The 20,246-nt window shown below is 61.7% G+C and carries 18 protein-coding genes; 5 read left to right on the top strand and 13 right to left on the bottom strand.

Annotated features, from left to right (window positions below; all coding sequences use genetic code 11):
- Positions 1-96: 96 nt before the first annotated feature.
- From EP237_RS05165 to EP237_RS05145, 5 genes are all read right to left on the bottom strand, one after another.
- On the bottom strand, positions 97-3,690 hold the full coding sequence (locus tag EP237_RS05165; RefSeq protein ID WP_127558802.1) for a PLL family lectin: 3,594 nt from the start codon (positions 3,688-3,690) through the stop codon (positions 97-99).
- A complete protein-coding gene (locus tag EP237_RS05160) occupies positions 3,662-4,537 on the bottom strand; it encodes a prenyltransferase/squalene oxidase repeat-containing protein (RefSeq protein WP_127558800.1) in 876 nt (291 codons plus the stop codon). The genes EP237_RS05165 and EP237_RS05160 overlap by 29 nt, the downstream gene beginning before the upstream one ends.
- Positions 4,534-5,496 (bottom strand): hypothetical protein, encoded by a 963-nt coding sequence (locus tag EP237_RS05155; RefSeq protein ID WP_127558798.1) that lies wholly within the window; start codon positions 5,494-5,496, stop codon positions 4,534-4,536. Before EP237_RS05155 ends, EP237_RS05160 begins: the two co-directional genes overlap by 4 nt.
- Before the next feature lie 28 nt (positions 5,497-5,524).
- Positions 5,525-7,780 carry a hypothetical protein gene (locus tag EP237_RS05150; protein WP_127558796.1) on the bottom strand — a complete coding sequence of 752 codons (2,256 nt, stop codon included), beginning with the start codon at positions 7,778-7,780 and terminating at the stop codon, positions 5,525-5,527.
- A gap of 948 nt (positions 7,781-8,728) precedes the next feature.
- Positions 8,729-9,238 carry a GNAT family N-acetyltransferase gene (locus EP237_RS05145; protein WP_127558794.1) on the bottom strand — a complete coding sequence of 170 codons (510 nt, stop codon included), beginning with the start codon at positions 9,236-9,238 and terminating at the stop codon, positions 8,729-8,731.
- Between the two features lie 416 nt (positions 9,239-9,654).
- Here EP237_RS05145 and EP237_RS05140 point away from each other — a divergent pair, with 416 nt between their 5' ends.
- The 5 genes from EP237_RS05140 (at position 9,655) to EP237_RS05120 (ending at position 14,671) form a co-directional block, all read left to right on the top strand.
- Positions 9,655-11,043, top strand: coding sequence for an MATE family efflux transporter (locus EP237_RS05140; protein ID WP_127558792.1), 1,389 nt, complete (start codon positions 9,655-9,657; stop codon positions 11,041-11,043).
- Positions 11,040-11,504: a glyoxalase superfamily protein gene (locus EP237_RS05135; protein WP_127558790.1), complete on the top strand. Its 465-nt coding sequence runs from the start codon at positions 11,040-11,042 to the stop codon at positions 11,502-11,504. The genes EP237_RS05140 and EP237_RS05135 overlap by 4 nt, the downstream gene beginning before the upstream one ends.
- A 503-nt stretch (positions 11,505-12,007) precedes the next feature.
- Positions 12,008-13,006: a tRNA dihydrouridine(20/20a) synthase DusA gene (gene dusA / locus EP237_RS05130; protein ID WP_127558788.1), complete on the top strand. Its 999-nt coding sequence runs from the start codon at positions 12,008-12,010 to the stop codon at positions 13,004-13,006.
- 61 nt (positions 13,007-13,067) lie between these two features.
- Positions 13,068-13,892 carry a sulfite exporter TauE/SafE family protein gene (locus EP237_RS05125; protein WP_127558786.1) on the top strand — a complete coding sequence of 275 codons (825 nt, stop codon included), beginning with the start codon at positions 13,068-13,070 and terminating at the stop codon, positions 13,890-13,892.
- Entirely contained in the window at positions 13,889-14,671 is a 783-nt protein-coding gene (locus EP237_RS05120) for a hypothetical protein (protein ID WP_127558784.1), read from the top strand. The genes EP237_RS05125 and EP237_RS05120 overlap by 4 nt, the downstream gene beginning before the upstream one ends.
- A 69-nt stretch (positions 14,672-14,740) precedes the next feature.
- Here EP237_RS05120 and EP237_RS05115 read toward each other — a convergent pair whose 3' ends face one another.
- From EP237_RS05115 to EP237_RS05080, 8 genes are read right to left on the bottom strand one after another with little or no spacing between them, the layout of a single operon-like run.
- Complete coding sequence (locus EP237_RS05115; RefSeq protein ID WP_127558782.1) at positions 14,741-16,048, bottom strand: branched-chain amino acid ABC transporter permease; 1,308 nt, start codon at positions 16,046-16,048, stop codon at positions 14,741-14,743.
- A complete protein-coding gene (locus EP237_RS05110; protein WP_127558780.1) occupies positions 16,045-17,055 on the bottom strand; it encodes a branched-chain amino acid ABC transporter permease in 1,011 nt (336 codons plus the stop codon). Before EP237_RS05110 ends, EP237_RS05115 begins: the two co-directional genes overlap by 4 nt.
- Before the next feature lies 1 nt (position 17,056).
- Positions 17,057-17,422 carry a hypothetical protein gene (locus tag EP237_RS05105; RefSeq protein ID WP_127558778.1) on the bottom strand — a complete coding sequence of 122 codons (366 nt, stop codon included), beginning with the start codon at positions 17,420-17,422 and terminating at the stop codon, positions 17,057-17,059.
- The gene (locus EP237_RS05100) at positions 17,419-17,847 is read right to left on the bottom strand and encodes a hypothetical protein (protein WP_127558776.1); all 429 of its coding nucleotides are present in this window, start codon (positions 17,845-17,847) and stop codon (positions 17,419-17,421) included. Before EP237_RS05100 ends, EP237_RS05105 begins: the two co-directional genes overlap by 4 nt.
- Positions 17,848-18,231, bottom strand: coding sequence for a hypothetical protein (locus EP237_RS05095; RefSeq protein ID WP_127558774.1), 384 nt, complete (start codon positions 18,229-18,231; stop codon positions 17,848-17,850).
- Positions 18,228-18,629, bottom strand: coding sequence for a hypothetical protein (locus EP237_RS05090; RefSeq protein ID WP_127558772.1), 402 nt, complete (start codon positions 18,627-18,629; stop codon positions 18,228-18,230). The genes EP237_RS05095 and EP237_RS05090 overlap by 4 nt, the downstream gene beginning before the upstream one ends.
- Positions 18,630-18,631: 2 nt before the next feature.
- Positions 18,632-19,462 (bottom strand): ABC transporter ATP-binding protein, encoded by an 831-nt coding sequence (locus EP237_RS05085; protein WP_127558770.1) that lies wholly within the window; start codon positions 19,460-19,462, stop codon positions 18,632-18,634.
- The gene (locus EP237_RS05080) at positions 19,459-20,241 is read right to left on the bottom strand and encodes an ABC transporter ATP-binding protein (protein WP_127558768.1); all 783 of its coding nucleotides are present in this window, start codon (positions 20,239-20,241) and stop codon (positions 19,459-19,461) included. The genes EP237_RS05085 and EP237_RS05080 overlap by 4 nt, the downstream gene beginning before the upstream one ends.
- Positions 20,242-20,246 lie beyond the last annotated feature (5 nt).

Below are 20,246 nucleotides of genomic sequence, written 5' to 3'. Positions count from 1 at the left end.
CAGACGAACGCCCTGCTGTCGGGTCGCGGACCCCGTCCACGTGCCCGCCGCGCCGGGGCCAGTGGGCGGCCCCGGTTTCAGCGAAATCACAGGTCGCTAAGTGCCGATCTGGTTGACCGCCACCGCGACAGAGCTGCCATAGCCGACCTCGATCAGAAGCACTTCGACCAGAATTGGGATCCCGTAGAGCGGCTCTTGCATATCGGGCGTGGCAAGGAAGCGGCAAAGCTGGCCCGGGACGATGTTGAACAGCGACCGCATCAGGTTTTCAGGATTCCTGTCCGCGGAATCCGTCGCGACGTAGTTCCAGATGACCATTGTTGCGTTTACGGCCCCCCAGACAGAAACCGTGACCTCTGCCGTGTAGACCTTGGCCTTTCCGGCGCTGGCGGGCATGGCATAGGCAATCAACAGACCCCGGGTTGGTCCGAAGACCAGCTGAGAGAACCAGATATTGGCGGAAAACCCCTTGGTGCCTGCCCCACAGGTCGGGGCCCCCATATTCACATTGAGCAGCCAGGGCGTGGTTGCCGCCGTGGTGATGTAGCGCAAGACGATGCTGGCATAGCTGAGCTGCTTGATGGGCGTGTTGAGCGCGCTGGCCGTGGCGGTAATCGGGTCGACAATCATGCGCCCGTACATGCCCGCAGAATAGATGCTGAGCGAGATCCCCCTGATCCAGACCTCGGCGGATGCGTCGATCCTGACCTCGGCAGATGGTGTCCCGATGCCGGACTGGGCCTTGAGCCAGTCGACCGTGTAATAGGCCCTGTAGTCGTCCAGCGCGGCCTGATCGGGGAACGGGGCCTTGCCGGTCGCCAGCTTGTAGATCAGCGTCGTCGGCACCGCGATGATATAGGCCGGGATGTCGATCAGCCGGATACCCAGCTTCTTGCCGGTGAAGAACTTGTAAAGCTGCGAAAAGATCGGGATTTCCCACTCATTGAACAGGAAGTCGCGGAAGGACTGGATGACCTCGGCAATCAGATCCATCAGTGTCGCAATGACCCCGCGGGCGAAGTCGAGCGCGAAGAGGGCCACACTCTCCATCACCTTCACCACACCCGAGAGCAGCAGGTTCATCGCGTTGGCCGGGTCGTCTCCGATTGCGGTGAAGTAGTTCACCGCCTCGTCAAAGGCTTCCTTGCCATCACCGAACTGGAAGTTGTCCGCAAGGTTCGACAGCATTTCGACCAGGCTGTCGAGCGAGCTGGACAATGCCGTGGACGAGGCCATGCTGACAACACTCTGGCCTTGCTCCTGCGCGTTTTCGTAGTTTTCCGTATAGGTGTTGATGAAGGGGTTATGCTCCATTTGGTGGCTGTCTTCATCGCTCAGCTCATTCTCGTCCGCCGCCGTTCGATAGCTGGGATCTCCCTTTTCATTGAGATCGTCCACGAAACTGTCGATCGTGTCCTTCAGACTGTCCTTCATCGTGTCGATGCCCGCCAGGATGGTCTGTTTGACGGACTCCACCCCGTCGACGGTAAAGGCCAGCGTCACGTCGATGGAATGGCGAATGGCCTCTGCCGTGCGCACGATATCGGGCAGGTCGAACAGGAAGGCGAGCCATTGGTAAAGCTCATCGAGCTTGACCTTCAGCCAGTTCCAGATGCCCTGCACAAAATCGAACGCCTGTTGGGCGAACTCGATCACCGCTTCGAACACCTTCTCACCGATGTGGAACAAGACCCGTCCGATGCCGTCAACCACCTCCACGACGATCTTCTTGATCCCGTCGACGATCCATTCCGCCCCTTCCTTGATGCCGTTCCAGAAGGTGCCCCAGGCAGATTTGAGCCACCCGTCACCAAGCCCGGCAGCGGCCATGTCCGCCCGCCGGCCGGACTTCCATTCGGCAAGGCTGTCGGCTGTCATAACCTCGTAGGTCGGGAATCCGCTGGTGAAGTCGATTGCCCATGTCTGTCCCTCCAACGCGGCAAGGTTCAGCGCCGGACGAAAGCCCCGGCCTGCCGCGCGGAGGGAAGCAAAGTGGTAGTTGACCTTGCCGCTGCCGTTTTCATCCGCATCGGCAATGCTCATCGAGGCCTGGGTTATGGCCTGGAGATTGGCGGCATATTCATCCGTGCGGTATTCTGCGGGCAGCAGGAAATTGCCCTCGGCATCCTTCGCATCCTTGATTTCGTCGACCGTCAATCCGGTCAGCTTTTCCTGGAGTTGCAGGTTTGGCTGCACCACGATCGGAGAGCCCGGTGTCGTCTGCGGGGTCTCGATATAGAGCGTCGCCGCCGCAAGCGCATTGGCCTGCTGCTGAACAATCACCTTGCCATCGGGACCGGCCTTTATGCTGACCCAATCCGCCTGGCTGGCCCGGTAGGACAGACCGTTCACAAACAGCGTCACAAGCGACGAGGCCTTGATCCCGATCTGTGCGTTTGGCAGGGGCAGGCCCGATCCGTCCAACACGGTCAATTCCAGCGAATGGGTCGGAACCTGGGTCATGTCATCATCGGTGCGTTCCAACTCGATATGCTGCTGGAACCATTGTTGCGTGGTGGGTGACTGCCAGAACCGCGTGACGTTGCCTGCGGCCGATACCGTGAAGGCCTCGCTATAGCGGTTGCTGTCGCGGCCAACGGCGAAGATCGAGGCGGAATCCGCCGGATTGGACGGAATCTCGTTTCCGAGCGCCAGGATCGGTTGCCATTCAGCTGTGGCATTGCGGCCTTCTCCCGGCAGTTGGCCGGTCCAGTACAGGCGGCCATCATCACCGATCCCGAACACCTGAAGCAGGTTGTCATATTGCTGAGCGGCAAAGATGCTGGTCAGACGCACCTCCTGACCGGGATCGACAACTATCCAATCGTCCCATTGGGTCGTCGATCCGGTCTGGTACTTCTTCTCTTTCTTGAACAGCAATCTGCCCGTGTCGCGCTCGATGGCGAAGACGTTCAGCCGGTCGGAATTGTTCTGACCCGACGCATCGGTGACCACCGACAAATGCGAGACCTTGTAGGTTCCGAGCGAGACAAGCTTGGCCGTCCGGTCGCTGCTTTTCGCATAGAGAGGGTCATCATCCTCCCCGATGGCAAACAGGGCTGACTGGATAGGGTTGTTCGCGGTGCTGACGACCGATTTTGCACGCACAGGATCCCCGTTCGCATCCTCATGCGCGACCCAGACAGGCCCGGCCCAACTGTCTTCGCCCGGCAGGTAAAAGTTGTTTGCCAGAATGCCGGGACGGGTGCTGTTGTCTTCAAGGATGACATTGAAATAGATGTTGCCCGTCAAGCCTCTGGCCCCGGTGAACTGCCGAATTGTTTCGGTCGCGTCGGCTGGCTTGGTCTCTCTCTGGAAATAGGTGTCAGTCTGGGATCGGAAGGTTGCAAGATGCAGCTGCCCGTTGGCGCCGAGGGTCATCAGGTTGGGCGTGTTCGATGAGACGCCGTCATTGGTATAGGCAAAGATCTGGCGCCCGGTGATGGCCAGATTCTTCTGCTCGTAGGGGGCAAGACTGCCCTCGCCCTGGCGCAGGCGGTAGATCTGATTGTCGGTCCCGACCGTGTAGAGATCCAACGAGCCAGCGGCATTCGGAAAGGTCTTGATATCCGTGCCGCCAAGCGCCGGGCGTGTCGGCTGGAACATTTCCATATACTTGGTGCTTGCGCGGGCGACCGGTGTGTCATCGGTGGCAGCGGCCTCAAGAACAGATTGCGGCATCCGGGGCATTGGCTATCTCCTTGGATTGAATGAGGGCACGCTGCAAGTGACGCGCGCGGTGCAGGGCCGGTGCTCTCCAGAACGGGCGGCCGTGGCTGTTGCAATAAAGGGGTTGATCTTCGGATTGGGCCTGCGGCGGTGGCGACCAGGATGACCCGCCGACTGCACCGACCCGCTCGGCCCGGGCCATGGCAAAGCCGATCTCATCGAGATGTGCGTAATAGGGTGCAAGCATCCGCAAGCTTGCTGGCGAGACCTGCCACCGCTGCATCGCGGATGACAACGTTTCGAAAAGCGCCGGGTCGGCAGGCAACCCCGCCATCGCGCGACAGGCAAGAATATTGGCGTTGACGCAAAGATCTGCCGGGTTGATCGCCAGGGACGCATCAAGCCAGGTTCGATAGACCCCGGCGCGAACCCAAGGCGCGTCGCCCCTTGTCCGCGCCTTGACCCGAACCTCCTCGAACAGCGGTGTGAGGACCGCCGCGGCTTGCGATTGCGGTCTGGCACCGGAGCTGATCAAAGCCATCCAGGCCAGTGCCGTATCGTCGGCATCGGGCGGCAGGTCTCTCCGAATCTGGTATGTTTCGGCGTCCTTCGGGTAGAAACGGAACGCTCCCGCAAGATCGGGGTCGGCACAGCGCTCGATAAAGGTCACGCCCCGCTCGATGGCCCGCAGAAGGCATGGGTTTGCGTCGCTCAGCTGGTACATTTCCGTCAACAGCAGGACGACGCTTGCCGTGACAAAACAGGTTTCATCCACCTGCCGTCCGTCGAGCGTGTCCACGGTCGAGGGGAAGGCACCAGAGGGCGTCTGCATCGAAACTAGCTGGTCCATCAGCTGCGAGATCTTCATTCCCGGCCTCCCGCGTCAGCCGACCAAAGCAGCAATGCCTCTGGCGTGGTGGCGAGTGTCGCTGTGACTGTGGGCGGTCGCTGACCCGCCTGTGCAGCGCCGATCAGCACATGGCGGGGCAGTTGGCCCGATGTCAGATCGCGGTAGACGGACATGTCCCATCCGCGCGTGGCACCGGCAGATAACAGCGCCGCGCGCGCCCTGTCGTCGGGGCCAAGCAAACCGACGCTCGTCGAATACCAGGTGAAGGCCGTGCCAGAGCCATCGTCAGCAAAGGCATTGCTGAAACCCATGTCAAAGGATGGCAGAGCAAAGCGCACACTGCGTTGGGTCAGATCCTGAACAAGCGTTGGCACAACCGTGTCAGACAGGTCGATGCCGATGCGGCGGGCCAGCGCGGGGAGGTCAGCAGGATGGAGCCTGCCCGCGCTGAAATAGACTTCTGTCCCGCCGGTCAGCGGGTCCAGACCGACCATGGTCGCAACCGCGCCCCGCGACGATCGGATCTGCGGCGTTCCCGCAAGCTCCGCTTCCCACGCGGCCCATGGGGCGTGCTCGGGTATGTCGAGGTAGAGCTTGTGCGCCACGCCCCCCCGGCGCAGGCGAAGACCCAACCACGCGCCGAAGCGCGCATCATAGGTCTGCTGCCACTCGGATATCTTCGCCAAAGTGGCCAATTGCGCCGAAGACAGGGCAGGGGCCACGGCGCGCGCGCAAAGGGCCAAGCGCGTTTCCGGCGACGCACCCGGACACGGATCGAGCGAAATCCTGTAGTCCGCATCGGGCCACAGAAAAGCCAGCTCGGCCGGGTGTCCCGACGGAGTGAGCCGACTTTGCGCGGCTGCGCCGACCTCCGGCCGTGGACCCATCAGCGCCTGCGCTGCGCTGGCCAGTTGCCGGATTGCGGCGTGATGATCGCAATCCGGTGTGCGGGCCTTTTCTGGTGCGAGAGTGGGCATGGCCAGATCCGCCCCTGACGGGCCCTTCTCAGCCATCCTCTTTTTCGAGGGCCTTCAGCGTATCGGCGTCGACAGTGTGGCGCACAAAACCCGGTTCGTTGCTGCCTGCCGGCGGCACATTGGGCAGGGTTACGGTCAGCACACCCTCGACATGTTGATCCTTGAGCCAGCGGCGTTCGGAATCTGCGGCCATGATGTATTCGGCCGTATAGTAGAATTCCACATTGGGCTGATCATGGGGCCGCTTGAGCGCGTAGAAACGGTCGAGATCGTCCACCGGCTGGCCATCGGTCGCCTTCATCAGGGAATAGGCGTAGAGGTCGGCCTGAGAGCCCTCTGCAATGGCCAGTTGCTCCGTGGTCATGCTTACCCGTGGCATCGCGAAGAAGGCAGGCGGCTTGCCGGCCAGATCTTCCGCTCCGGTCCCTTCCAGACGGAAGAAGGTCAGATTGACACCGGCCACTTGATCCCAGTCGATTTCGCTGGTGATGATCCGAACGCCATAGGGCTGACTGTCGGTGCGGATGAGGAAGGTGCGATTGCCGCTTGGCTGCTGGTAACTGGTGCCGAGATTCACCTCCGTGCCGTCGCTGAAATAGATATTCCCGGCCAGCTTGAAATACGCCGAATTGGTATTGTCCACCGCCGCGAATGTCCAGGGATCGGCAGAGACTATCGCAGGCGACGTGCCCGGTTCCCAGTTGGGCCAGGCATTATGGAACAACGCGCGGCCCGGACTGTTTGCCTGATCGAAATACTGGGCGGAAATGTCGGCCAGCAGAACGCTCGGGGCGTTGCTTACGTTGAATACGCGCAGGTTGAACTGAGTGGTGAAATTGGCCGGGTCGATCACATAGACAATATCGGCATTACCGGAATTGGTGTTTTCCGGTGCCGAACTGATTGTGATCGGCGTGCCAGAACTGATGACCGACCCGTCATTCATCATATAGCGAAGCGTGTAGTGATACGTACCGCCGATCGGCTGTTTGTAGTAGCTGTTGAACTGAACCGGATCGCCATCGGCATCGCCATTCGCCGTCAGATCCTTTGTTTGCACGATGGCGGTCTGGCCAAAGGGCGGCGTAAAGAAGAGGTCGATGACAACACGATCCACATCTTTCTGACCATCGCCAAACGGCACGCCCTGACCGACAAAGGTGACCTGCCGGGTTCCAAAGTCGCTCGGGGCAATGTTTACCACCGTATCTCTCGTGCTGATCTGCGCCGAGGTGTATTCCGTGCCATCGGAATAACGGATCACGAAGCTGAACTTGAAGTCCGGAACGAACTCGCCGGTTGGCGTGAATTCGCCCGGCGCCTCATAGATCAATGTCGACTTGTCGCCATCGGCGGGAATGAGTTCAAACGTGTTGTCGGTCTGCCGTGTCGGGTAATCGACCGTGACAGTCACCCGTTCCGCAATCGCCAGCCCGGTTTCCGAAGACGTCAATTGGCCGACCAGCGAGAAGATGACCGACAATTTGCGATTGTCGACCTTTTGCAGAACCTTGTCCTCCCACGTTTCCGAGGTGAAGACCGGCACCGCGCTGGACACAGGCGTCGACCAGTCAACGACGGTGTCCTCAGTATAGCTTTTTGTAAACGAGGTCGTCGCCGACACCGGGTTGTTCCCCGGCGCTGTCGCCATGGTTGCGGCTGCGGCGACCGTGCTTGCGACCTGATCTTCCAGCGTGGTCCACGCCCAGTCCCGGACGCGCTGCTCGAGTTCGGGGGTTCCGCCTGCGCCGATCTCGACATGCACATCGCCGGCGCCCGACTGTTGCAGGACCTGCTTGACCTCTTCCAGAACCCGCTTTTGCCGACCCCAGGTGTCTTTCTCCGTGCGATACCTTTCCTCGTAGGTGATTGCCGCCTGGGAATTATACGAAACAGTCGCCTTGGCCCCGAGCAGTTTGGTCAGGACCTGCATGTCATATTCGATGCTGAACGGGGAATTGCCACCGCCTTGAGAGAGCGCCGTCTTGAACTCGTTCAACTGCTCTGCCGTTTCCAGTTCTACCTGAAAAGACACCACGTTGGTTCCATAAAGCGATGGCTCCGCAACCAGAATCTCTGGCGCACCGTCACGCAGAAAGTGAAAATAGGCGTTCCCGCCGACCCAGGTGAACCCGCCCCAGGTCACGGTTTTTCCAAGCTCCGCCTCCAGCGCTGCCTTTGCCGCCTCCGGCTGCACAAGATCCGCCTCGAAGGTGCAGGCACCAGAAACGCCACCGCCGTTTTCGGTATATTCAATGACAGAAAAAACCGGATCTCCGCCCATGGTCCGAATTCGAGGTGAGGGCACAAGATACCAAGTGTTCGGATCATCATGGTCTTGGTATGCATAGGTAACTTGCCCATCCCCATACACAACTTCGCGCGCAGTAGTGATATCGAACATGACCGTGCCTTTCAAAAGCTTGAAATTAGAATCAGATGGCATTTTCTATTTGGAATACATAATCCAATGGGGCTAAAATATTGCAACAAATATGTTCTCCATAATTCCATAGAATTCCCCTTGTCGAAACTTGGTTGATCTGCTAATTATGGGAGAATCATAATTTAATGGATAATGCCAACAATTACATCCGAGCTTGATATGGTTTCTTGTGTATTTGCTGGACATTGTGCTGTCTGATCGGTCATGAATCCGCTGCGATTCATTCGTTGAGATGGGGGAATTTATACGGGACAAGTTCGCCATGAACCTGTCACGCTATTGTGACGTTGAAATATGCCTTTCAGGTCATATTTCGTTCGAAGACGTTCGGGTCATTCGCTGAATGCTGCGCCAGTTTCAGGTTTCTGATTCTCATCGAAGATGCACATCATCCAGCGGTGAACTTCGACTGAATTGAGTTTAATCCGGGGCCTGACCCTCCCAACAACCGCCGATTTCCTGTGTTTGCGCGAGGCAGGCGACGTATATGCCATGCGCGAATCCTTGGTGTGGTCGCCTGCCGCTCTGATGAGGGATGGTGACGATTACCTTTAACTATCAATAGGTAGAAGAGGGTTCTCCGCAGCACATCTTCGTGATTCGGTCGCGTTATTTCGTGCCGCGTCGTGAGAAATTCAATCCGCGCGCACTGGTCATCTGTTCGTCATCAAAGATCGCTATCCGGTTTCGCAGAATGGCCGTTTGAAACTGCGCAAGGCTCGGACTTCGTGTGGAAACCCACCTTTATTGAATGCGTCATGCAGTTTGGCTGTATGAGAGGAGCCGTCATTCAGTATCGAGGCGATATTTCAGAAACCTGGCCCCGTCATATTCGATCTCGCCGACCTTCCGTGCACCAAGTCTTTTGAGCGCCCCGAGATTTCTGCGAGAGGGCGGCAGAAGAAACGTCACATATGGGATACGCTTGTTTGCAATGGCGAAATCAATGGCCTTCGACGCAATGCGCCTCCCGAGGCCGAAAGCGTCCGGCCGCAGCACCAGTCCAAAATCCCATTCGTCTCCTTCCTTTTGAAAGCCGCCCCAGCCGACGTAACGCCCGTCCGCCAGAAACGCCCAATGCCCGAGCCCGTCCCGCTCCCAGAAGGCTTCCTTCATGGCGACGAAGGTCGCCGCCATTTCCTTATCCCAGCCAGGGGTCAACAACGGCATATGCTCCGCCAATCTTGGGTCGGACATGTGATTTGCAATTTCGGTCAGCTCGATTTTTGACAACCGAATGAACGCGATTTCATTCTTCAAGACGGCCTCCAGGAGTGCCTGATAGCGGACTTCCATGTCCCGTGAAGCAGATCTTGGCCGACGTGTAAATCAGCCCGATCTCATCGTGCGGCTTCTCGGCGACTTCCGCGCCAACCTCTGTGCCGCGTTGGACGATGCGGGCAGGGGAGGCCACCAGTGCATGGCCCGCGACATTGCCGACCCGGAACCTCCTATGATCCCGCTGCACAGTAGGGCTGTGCCCGTCCGCTCAAGGCGCTTCGTCATGTCGTGGGCAAACCGTTCCGCTTGACAGGGCGCGATGGTCCATCTAGAGCGCCGTCAGGCAACAGACGCCTGCCGCCCGCCGACAATCGTCATGGTGAAGTTCTGTAGCAGACACGATCTTCGTCATCCTCGGCACCTGTCGCGCGGATGGAAATGCGGGCCCCGTCCAGTTCTTGCGCGACCTGAGCCGGAAGGAACACGGGATCATGTCGTCTCATACCAATTCGTTTCTCGAGGGGCCGCTCGCCCCTATCTATGTGCGCACCGCGCTTCCCATCATCTTCGTCATGGGTATGAACGGCGCTCTTGCCGTGGTCGACGCGCTATTCCTCGGCCATTTCGCGGGACCGCAGGCCCTGGCCGCCGTCACGCTGATGTTCCCGCTCTACATGCTGATCGTGGCGCTGGCGACGCTGGTGTCGTCTGGCATGTCGAGTCTCCTTGCCCGTCAACTCGGCGCCCGGCGCATGAATGAGGCACGCGCCACCTTTTCCGCGGCGCATGCCCTCGCCGTTTTCATCGGCCTGATCCTGATCGCGCTGTTCCTCGCCTTTGCACGGCCTGTTGCCCTGCTGGCCGCTGGCGGATCGGAGGATCTGGCCCAGATGGGCATGGTCTATTTGCGGATTACAGTCTTTGCCGCCCCCTTGATCTTCGTCCTTTCGGTCAATTCCGACGCCCTGCGCAATGAAGGGCGGGTACTGTTCATGGCGGCGATGAGCCTGCTCGTCTCGCTCAGCAACATGGCGTTCAACTATGTGCTGATCGGCCTCCTGGACATGGGTGTGGCGGGCTCGGCCTACGGGACCGCATTGGCGCAGGCACTGGCGCTTGCCATCATCCTTGGCTTCCGGGTCTTCGGCGATACACGGCTGCGGCCCTCTGCGCTGTGGCACCATTCGCCGTTCGGGGGCTGGGGACGCATCCTGGCGCTCGGCGCTCCGCAAAGCCTAAACTACCTCGGCCTCGCATTGGGATCGGGGTCGATCATCGCAGCCCTGCAATGGGTGGACGCGCCCGACTACCACGCGACCGTGTCAGCCTATGGCATCATCACGCGGCTGATCACATTTGCCTTTCTGCCGCTTCTGGGGCTCGCGCATGCAATGCAGACAATCACGGGCAACAATTACGGCGCGGGCGCACTTCGGCGAAGCGATGCCAGCCTGCGGACGGCCGTGCTTGCCTCCTTCGGCTATTGCCTCACGGTTCAGATCGCCATGACCGTCTTCGCCGCCCCGATCGGATCGGCCTTCGTCTCTGATGCGGTCGTCGTGGCTGAGGTTGCGCGCATCCTGCCGGTGATCTCGGCGGGCTTCTTCGTGGCCGGTCCGCTCATGATGATCGCCATGCATTTCCAGGCGATCGGCGATGCAGGCCGCGCGGCGATCCTCGGGCTTTCCAAACCCTATCTCTTCGCCATGCCGTTGACCTTTGCATTGGCGGGGTCAGCGGGAGAGCCTGGCATCTGGCTTGCCGCGCCGGCCGCGGAAGTCCTTCTCATCGTGCTGACGGGCCTCGTCCTGGCGCAAGCCGCACGGGCGCAGTCCCTGCGTTGGGGTCTCTTCACCGTGGCGCGTGAGGTGAGGGCATGACACGAGATCTTCCCACGGTTGCACGGGCAAAGCAGGCGGCGAAGCTGTTACGTGTGACACTCGCCGACCAGGGCGAGGCGATCAGCCACGCGCAGGCGCTGGAGCGGGTCGCACAGCAACATGGCTTCCGCGACTGGAACGCCTTTCATGCGCAGATGCGCGACCGGCCCCCGCAGGGCTGGACGGCCGGAGGGCGGGTGACCGGGCGCTACCTGTCGCAGCCCTTCACAGCGACGGTGCTGGCGGCGGACCAGTTTCGGCCCGGATGGTTCCGGCTGGTGCTCGATCTCGACAAGGCCGTCGACGTGGTGCGCTTCGACAGCTTTTCGAATCTGCGCAAGCGGATCCGGGTCGAGGTCGGCCCAGAGGGCCATTCTAAGGAGCGGACCTCGGACGGCACCCCGCATGTCGCGCTCGATCTCGTCCATCCCGGCACCGAAGGAACATCCGATGGATCATGATCCGATCTTCTGGCTCGCGGCGATGTCGGCGATGGTCGGCAGGATCGCGCTTGTCCTGTTGGCGCTTATCCCGGTCCGGGCGGACCGGGACGCAGGCCTTATTGGTCCCTCTCTCCTCCTTACAGGCTCTTGTTCCTGCGCGATCTGACCCAGACAGTGCGGCGCCTGTTCGTCCCAGCGGCTCAGAGGCAGGCTTCCGGCCAGTCGGGGCGCGGGTCGCATGGATGATCTATTCAAATAGAAACTACTCGCCGTCGCTCATCGTGTCTCGCGGCAAGCTGGTTTTCAGTGCAGATTTCAGCTTGAAGCATGCTGTTGCCCGCGCGTGGATGCCTTTTCTCAACACGGCCTTGCGATAAGGCAGGCCACTCCAATCACGTTCTCACCCAATCACCGACGTTCGCATGTCTTTGCTCTCGGGGGGCTGGACTGCTCCAATTCCTGTGCAGTATGTGTGCGAGATGGTCCCGAAAACCGGATCGTGGATCATGGGAGAACCCAGAATGCCCAGCAAAGCCGCCATCGAGGCAGCGAAATTATCCGTCGCGCCGATGATGGACTGGACGGATCGCCATTGCCGGTATTTCCACCGGCTGATGTCGTCCCACGCGCTGCTCTATACCGAGATGGTCACGGCCCCTGCGGTGATCCATGGGGACCGGGAGCGGTTGTTGGGGTTCAGCGCGCCGGAACATCCCGTCGCGGTGCAGCTTGGCGGATCTGATCCGGCGCAACTGGCCGAGGCCACGCGGATCGCAGGCGATTACGGCTATGACGAGGTCAACCTGAATGTCGGCTGTCCCTCGGACCGGGTGCAGTCCGGCAGCTTCGGGGCCATTCTCATGGAACAGCCCGCGCTGGTGGCCGATTGCGTGGCGGCGATGATCGCGGCCAGCCCGGTGGAGGTCACGGTGAAATGCCGGATCGGGGTGGATGAACAGGTGCCGGAGCAGGTGCTGCCGGACTTCCTGCGCGTCGTGTCCGAGGCCGGTGTCACCCGCTTCACGATCCACGCGCGAAAGGCCTGGTTGCAGGGGCTCAGCCCCAAGGAAAACCGCGATATCCCGCCGCTCGATTATCCGCTGGTGCACCGGATGAAGGCGGAGTTCCCGCATCTGCACCTGTCGATCAATGGCGGCGTCACCACGCTGGACGAGGCTGAGGCACATCTGGCTGCCGGGATGGACGGGGTCATGATCGGCCGCGCCGCCTATCACACGCCGGCCGATATGCTGCTTGAGGCCGATCAGCGGATTTTTGGCGCCCGCACATTGCCCAAGACCGCCCATCAGGTCGCGGAAGAGATGCTGCCCTATATCGAGGCGCATCTGGCAGCGGGCGGGCGGCTCAACCAGATCACCCGGCATATGCTGGGGCTCTTTGCAGGCCGTCCCGGTGCCCGCCACTGGAAGCGCATCCTGTCGGAACGGGCGCATCGCGACGGGGCGGGGCCGGAGGTGGTCCGAGCCGCGCTCGACGCCGTCAGCCAGTTCGCCGCCTGAGCCCGCTTTCCATTCCCGTTCCGCTCTGCTTAAGTCGCGCCGAACCGCGAGAGGACACGCCATGGCCGATTTCACCCAATACTTGCCGCTTCTGGGACTGATCCTGCTCATCGGGGGCTTCGCGGGCATCGTGGCGGGGCTGCTCGGCGTGGGTGGCGGCATCGTTCTTGTTCCGGCCTTCTTCTTCGCCTTCTCCTCGCTCGGCTATGACACGCCGGAGCTGATGCAGATCTGTCTGGCGACCTCGCTGGCGACCATCGTGGTAACCTCGGTGCGCTCGGTTCTGGCCCATAATCGCAAGGGCGCCGTGGATTGGGAGATCCTGAAAAGCTGGGGTCCGGGGATCGCCATCGGCGCGGCGCTTGGGGTCGCGGCGGCGTCCGGTCTCAGGAACGAGGTGCTGATGGGCATCTTCGGGGTTCTGGGGCTTTGCGTGGGGCTCTACCTGGCGTTCGGCAAACCCGATTGGCGGCTTGGCGACGAGATGCCGGGCGGGGCGGCAAGGGCCGTGGTCTCGCCTGCGCTTGGCTTCCTGTCGGTCCTGATGGGGATCGGCGGGGGCAGTTTCGGTGTGCCGCTGATGACGCTCTATGGCCGACCGATTCACCGGGCGGTGGCGACGGCGGCGGGCTTCGGCGTGATCATCGCGGTGCCCTCCGTCCTCGGATTCCTCTTCGTCGGAGGCGGCACCGAGGGGCGTCCGCCCTACACGGTCGGTCAGGTCAACCTGATTGCCTTCGTGGTGATCGTGGCGATGACGATGATCACCACGCCCTGGGGGGTAAAACTGGCCCATGCGATGGACCCCAAGCCGCTGAAGCGGGTCTTTGCGGTGTTCATCATTATCATGGCGGTGAACATGCTGCGAAAGGCGCTCGGGTTTTGAGCTGGCTGACCGCCGGATATCAGGTCTTCGGGCCGGACCCGGAGGTGCTCGACTGGCTGGACACCGCGGGGCCTGCCGCACTGGAAACTGCCCGCGATCCGGGCCATCGGGCCAACTGGCTGCGCCATGGCGGTACGTGGTTTGCCGGGGTCAACGTTCTGGACAATGACGGCAAGGGGGCCGTGGCCGGGGGAGGGCCTCTCGGTGGCGCGGCGCTCAGCGCGGCAGAGGCCGTGTCCGGGCCATTGCCTTTGGACAAGGGGCAGGTTTCTGTCACCTATCCCGGCTACCCGCGGCAGGATGCAGGCGAAAGCGACGCCAATCACCGCTATCGCAGGACCCGCGATGCGGCGCATCTGGACGGGCTGTTGCCGGTGGGGCCGGACCGCTGCCGGATGCTGAAGGAGCCCCATGCATGGATCCTCGGCCTGCCAGTGACTGACTGCGGGGCAGGGGCGTCTCCGCTGGTGGTCTGGGAAGGCAGCCACGAGATCATGCGCGCCCGGATTGGCACGGCTCTTGAGGCACATCCAGAGGCGGAGTGGCCAGACGTGGACCTGACCCAGGCCTATCACGCCGCGCGGCGTGAGGTGTTCGAGACCTGCGCGCGGGTGGAGCTTCCCGCTCGGCCGGGAGAGGCGACACTGCTGCACCGGCTGGTCCTGCACGGGGTCGCGCCCTGGGCCGAGGCGTCCAAGTCCCCGGCAGAGGGCCGCGCCATCGTCTATTTCCGTCCGCATCTGCCGGGCGGTGTGCCCGATTGGCTGAATCTGCCCTGACCACAGGCGCGGGGAAGGCGCTTCGAAGCGCCTTGAAAGGGCCCTCGAAGGCCCTTCCACCGCCCGGCCTCAGCGTTCGGGAATCAGACCTCTCGGGTTGAAGCGCAGCATCAGCAGCAGGAACAGACCCATGGTCAGAAGCCGCATATGCGCCGCCGAGTCGATCAGGTGCTGACGCAGCCCGCTATCCTCGGCCATGCCCATGGTGATCGTCTGCATCATCCACAGCCCGATCGGTTCCACCATGATCCACAGCCACCAGATCAGGAAGCCGCCCAGAACCGCACCCCAGTTGTTGCCCGACCCGCCGACGATCACCATCACCCAGATCAGGAAGGTGAAGCGCAGCGGATTGTAGGTTCCGGGCACCAGCTGTCCATCCAGCGTGGTCATCATTGCACCCGCCACGCCGCAGACGGCGGAGCCCAGAATGAAGATCTGCAGATGCCGCTTGGTCACATCCTTGCCCATGGCCTCGGACGACACTTCATTGTCGCGGATCGCGCGCATCATCCGTCCCCAGGGCGATTTCAGCGCCATTTCCGACATCCAGATCAGCAGCAGCAGCACGGCGGCAAACAGCCCCGCATAGCTCAGCTTCACCACCACGGATGACGCGGTCACCGGATCGGCCCCGAAGCGCTCCGTCAGCGACAGGAACCAATCGGCAGCCTGCAATTCGACCTCGTAGGGCACCGGCCGGGGCAGGCCGGTCACGTTCTTCACGCCGCGCCCCAGCCAGTCCTCGTTCTTCAGGACCGCCAGGATGATCTCCGCAATCCCGAGCGTCGCAATCGCCAGGTAATCCGAGCGCAACCCAAGCGCGGTCTTTCCAACGATCCAGGCCGCGCCCGCCGCGAACAGTCCGCCCACGGGCCAGGCCAGGATCACCGGCAGGCCAAGCCCGCCCAGATAGCCGGTCAGCGCCGGATCGACCGCCTCGATGGCGTCACGCGCCGGGTCGAAAATGGCGCGGTACAGCATGAAGCCCGCGATCAGAACCGCCAGCATCACCACGACGCGCAACAGCCCCGCTGGCATCTTCTTGTAGATCATGACGGCGGCAACGATCGACCCGGCCCCGGCAGCCAGCGCCAGCAGGATGCGCGGCCCGCCCGCCGCCCAGGCCTCTGGCACCGGGGGCATGGACACCAGCACCGCCGCCAGCCCGCCAAGCGCCGTGAAGCCGAGGATACCGACGTTGAACAGCCCCGCGTAGCCCCATTGCATATTCACCCCAAGCGCCATGATGGCCGAAATCAGCCCCATGTTGAGGATCGTCAGCGTGGTGTTCCACGACTGCATGAAGCCGGTGACGATGAACAGCAGCGCCACCAGGCCGAACAGCATCAGGTTCTTGGTGTTGATCTGCGTCATACCGATTTCCCCCTGAAGAGACCCGTGGGCTTGAACAGCAGCACGATCAGAAGGATCGCGAAGCTGACGGCGAATTTGTAGTCGGTGGACAGCAATTGCAGCAGCCCCTCAGGTCCCCATTCCTCCGGCAGCAGGTGGTTGACCACCCGGCGGAAGGCATAGGTCACGGTGATCTCGGAAAAGGCAATCAGGAAGCCGCCCGCAATCGCGCCAAGCGGGTTGCCCAGCCCGCCGACGATGGCCGAGGCGAAGATGGGCAGCAGCAGCTGGAAATAGGTGAAGGGCTTGAAGCTCTTGTCGAGCCCGTAAAGCACCCCCGCCGTGGTCGCCAGAGCGGCGACGATGATCCATGTGACCAGCACCACCTTTTCGGGGTTGATGCCCGACAGCAGCGCCAGATCCTCGTTGTCGGAAAAGGCGCGCATGGATTTGCCGGTGCGGGTCTTGCCCAGGAACCAGAACAGCGCCACCACGCAGATCAGCGCGACCACCAGCGTGATCCCCTGACTGGTGCGAATGGCAAGCCCCTCGTCCAGCCCGGTCATCTCTCGGAAGGTCCGGGCTGAAATGATGAACCGCTCGCCATCGGCAAATCGCTGGTCATCGACGCCGATGATGAAGCGCACCAGCCCGTTCATGATGAACATGACCCCGAGCGAGGCAATCACATAGATCACCGGCTTGGCCTTCTGCTGCCGGTAGAACTTGTAGACCACCTTGTCGGTCCCGATCAGCAACAGGGCCGTCGCTGCGATGCCAATGGGCAGGGCCAGCAGCGCCGTGGGCAATGGCCCGAGCGTGATGCCCGCCGCCTGCAGCGCCCATGTCACGAGGATAGTCACCATGGCCCCGAAGGCCATCGTATCGCCATGGGCGAAGTTCGAGAACCGAAGGATCCCGTAGATAAGCGTCACGCCAAGCGCGCCAAGCGCCAGCTGCGCGCCATAGGCGGTGGCTGGTACGATGACGAAATTGGCCAGGACGACAATGGCGTTCAGGAAGTCCAAGTCATGTCTCCTCGCAGATGCCGAAATAGGTGATGGCGAGGCTGCCGGGATTGGCCGGGTGCCGACTGCGCAGGGCAGTGCCATCGGCATGGATGGTGATCAGGTCGCTCTCCGCGCCGGGCGCGGTGGTGGCGATTGTAAACGGAAAGCTGTCCGCGTCCGACAGGCTCAGGGCGGGCAGGGGGGCGGCATCGGTCTCCAGAAAGGCCAGGATGCCGTCTTCGCCCATCCCGATTTCGATTTCGATCGCAGCGGGTTCACAGCCGCCCGCAGCCTCGCAGGCCACGGTAAAGACACAGCTATAGCCGGTCTCGGCCATGGCAGGGGGCGCCAGAAGGCACAGGGCTATGAGCGGCAGTTGCCTCACTCATCCGCCTCCGCGCTGTCCACATCTTCGCACAGGCCAAAGCCGGTGACGGACCGGGGCCGCGCCTGCGGCTGGTGCAGGGTCACGACCACATGGCCGCTATCGGCGATGCTGACCATCTGCACCGCCTGCGTTTCGTGATTGGCGAAGATCAGGCTGCGCAGGCGGGTGGGTTCCAGCGATCCTTCCGGTGCGAGGATATCGGCGGCCAGTTCATAGTTGGAGGGCAGATCTTCCTCCCACAGAACCCGCCAACTGCCGTCCTCCTGCTCGGTGATGCTGATTTCCTGCCCCCAGTCCTGGCACGGGTTCGATTCGATGCAGATCACCGCCATGTTGCAGACGCGCTCGATGGCGACATGCTGCGCCGTGGCGGGCAGGGGGATCAGGAAAATCAGGGCGGCAAGGCCCGGGCGGAACGTCATCTATTGAACCTCACATTGTCCGTAAGCGGTCTGCTGACGCGGGCCCTGGCCGGGCTGATAGTCTTGGTAGACATGCAGCGCCTCGCCAGTGGGGTAGATCGTCAGCGTCAGGTTGTCCTCGTAGCCGGGCGAGATGAACATCGCCATCGGCGTGTCAGAGGGCGTGGCATCGTCGACCGAACGGTGCCGCCCTTCATAGATCAGCCACAGCCCGTTGCCATGATCGGCCAGGGCAATCTCGACCGTGAAGGTGTCGGGGGTGCAGTCCTCGGTGTCACAGCGCGTGCTGAACAGGCAGTAATAACTGCCCGTCTGCGCCGCTGCGGCGACGGGCAGCGCCGTTGCCAGCGCCAGCCCCCCGATGATGCCCCCGACCCGTGTCACTTGCCGTCGCCACCCGCGCTGGCGGTGGTTTCGGTGCAGGTGCCGTTCAGCCGGTAATGGATCAGACTGTCGCCAAGCGCCATGTTGCCGGTATAGATGATCCGGCCCGCATCGGTGATGGTGCCCAGTTCGACACCGGCCGAATTGGCAAAGAAGAAATGCATCGCACCATCGCTTTCATAGACGGTGCCGTCGAAGAAATTGCCCTCGCGCTGCTCCATCTCGCCCACGCCGGTGGTGGCGTTGAGCGTGAAGTTGTAGGGGATGTTTTCCGCCACGCAGCCGCCGCCATTCTGTCGGCAGGCCTCGTTCATCGTGCACTCATAGGTGCGGTCCTGCGCCATGGCCGGGGCGGCCATCAGGGTGGCCAGAGCGGCCGTTGTCAGAATGTGTTTCATAATCAACCTCCTAGGAAAGACTTGCGAACCTCCGGGTCGGCCAAAAGCGCCTTGCCGGTATCTGTATAAGCGTTCCGGCCCTGCACGAGCACATAGCCTTTATCTGCAATTTCAAGCGCTTGCCGGGCGTTTTGTTCCACCATCAGAATGGAAATCCCGGTGCGCGCGACCTCGATAATCCGGTCGAAAAGTTCGTCCATGACGATGGGGGACACGCCCGCCGTCGGTTCATCCAGCATCAGAAGCTTTGGCTTCGTCATCAGCGCCCGGCCCACAGCGACCTGCTGACGCTGACCGCCGGAAAGCTCGCCCGCCGGTTGCAGACGCTTTTCCTTCAGGATCGGGAACAGCTCATAGACCTGCTCCATGGTGCCCCGATAATCGTCGGTGCGGATGAAGGCGCCCATTTCAAGGTTTTCCTCGACCGTCATCGAGGTGAAGATGTTCGAGGTCTGGGGCACGAAGCCCATCCCCTTGGCCACGCGGGCCTGCGGTGTCAGCTTGGTGATATCCTCGCCATCCAGCACCACCCGGCCTTGGCGCAGGTTCAGCATCCCGAAGACAGCCTTCATCCCGGTCGATTTGCCTGCCCCGTTGGGGCCGACTATGACGGCGATCTCACCTTTTTCGACGGCAATGGTGCAGTCGTGCAGAATATCCGCGCCCTTGCCATAGCCGCCGGTCATCTTCTCACCGATGAGGAACGGCTGCCCTGCGGCAGGCGCGGTCCTGGAGCCAAGCCCCTCCGCCGGGGTCATGGTGCCGATCCCGTCGGGGTTGCCAATCGAGCGGTCCTTGTTGCCGCGATCGTCCTGATAGGGGTTTCCGGTCATGCCTCCACCTTGTCCTTATTCTTCAGACCCGTGCCCAGGTAAGCCTCGATCACCTGTTCATTGGCCTTGATTTCATCGAGCGTCCCTTCCGCCAGAACCTTGCCCTCGGCCATACAGATGACCGGGTCACAGATCTTGTCGATGAAATCCATGTCGTGTTCGATCACGACGAAAGTATAGCCGCGTTCGGTGTTCAGCCGCTTGATGGCGTCCGCGATGGTGTAAAGCAGCGTCCGGTTCACGCCCGCGCCGACCTCGTCCAGAAAGACGATCTTGGCATCGACCATCATCGTGCGGCCCAATTCCAGCAGCTTCTTCTGCCCGCCGGAAACTTCGCCCGCCCGCAGGTCGGCGATATGGGAAATCGTCAGGAATTCAAGCACTTCGTCGGCCTTGGCCCGCAGCGCGCGTTCCTCGTCGGCAATCCGCTTGCGGCCGAACCAGGTGTTCCACAGGCTCTCGCCCGACTGCCCGCCCGGCACCATCATCAGGTTTTCCCGGCATGTCATCGAGCTGAATTCATGCGCGATCTGGAAGGTGCGCAAGAGCCCCTTGTGAAAGAGCTCATGTGGGGCGAGGCCAGTGATATCCTCACCATCCATCTCCACCCGCCCCGATGTGGGCGCAAGAACCCCCGCGATCACGTTGAAGAGCGTGGTCTTCCCTGCGCCATTGGGGCCAATCAGCCCGGTGATCGAGCCCGGTGCGATGGACAGGCTGGCGCCATCCACGGCATGGAAGCCGCCGAAATGCTTGTGCAGGTCATGAACGGTGATCATGCGTG

Source organism: Nioella ostreopsis (assembly GCF_004000255.1).
Lineage (GTDB): Bacteria > Pseudomonadota > Alphaproteobacteria > Rhodobacterales > Rhodobacteraceae > Nioella > Nioella ostreopsis.
The sequence above is the reverse complement of the archived record's forward strand: the minus strand, read 5'-3'. Positions and strand labels throughout refer to the sequence as shown.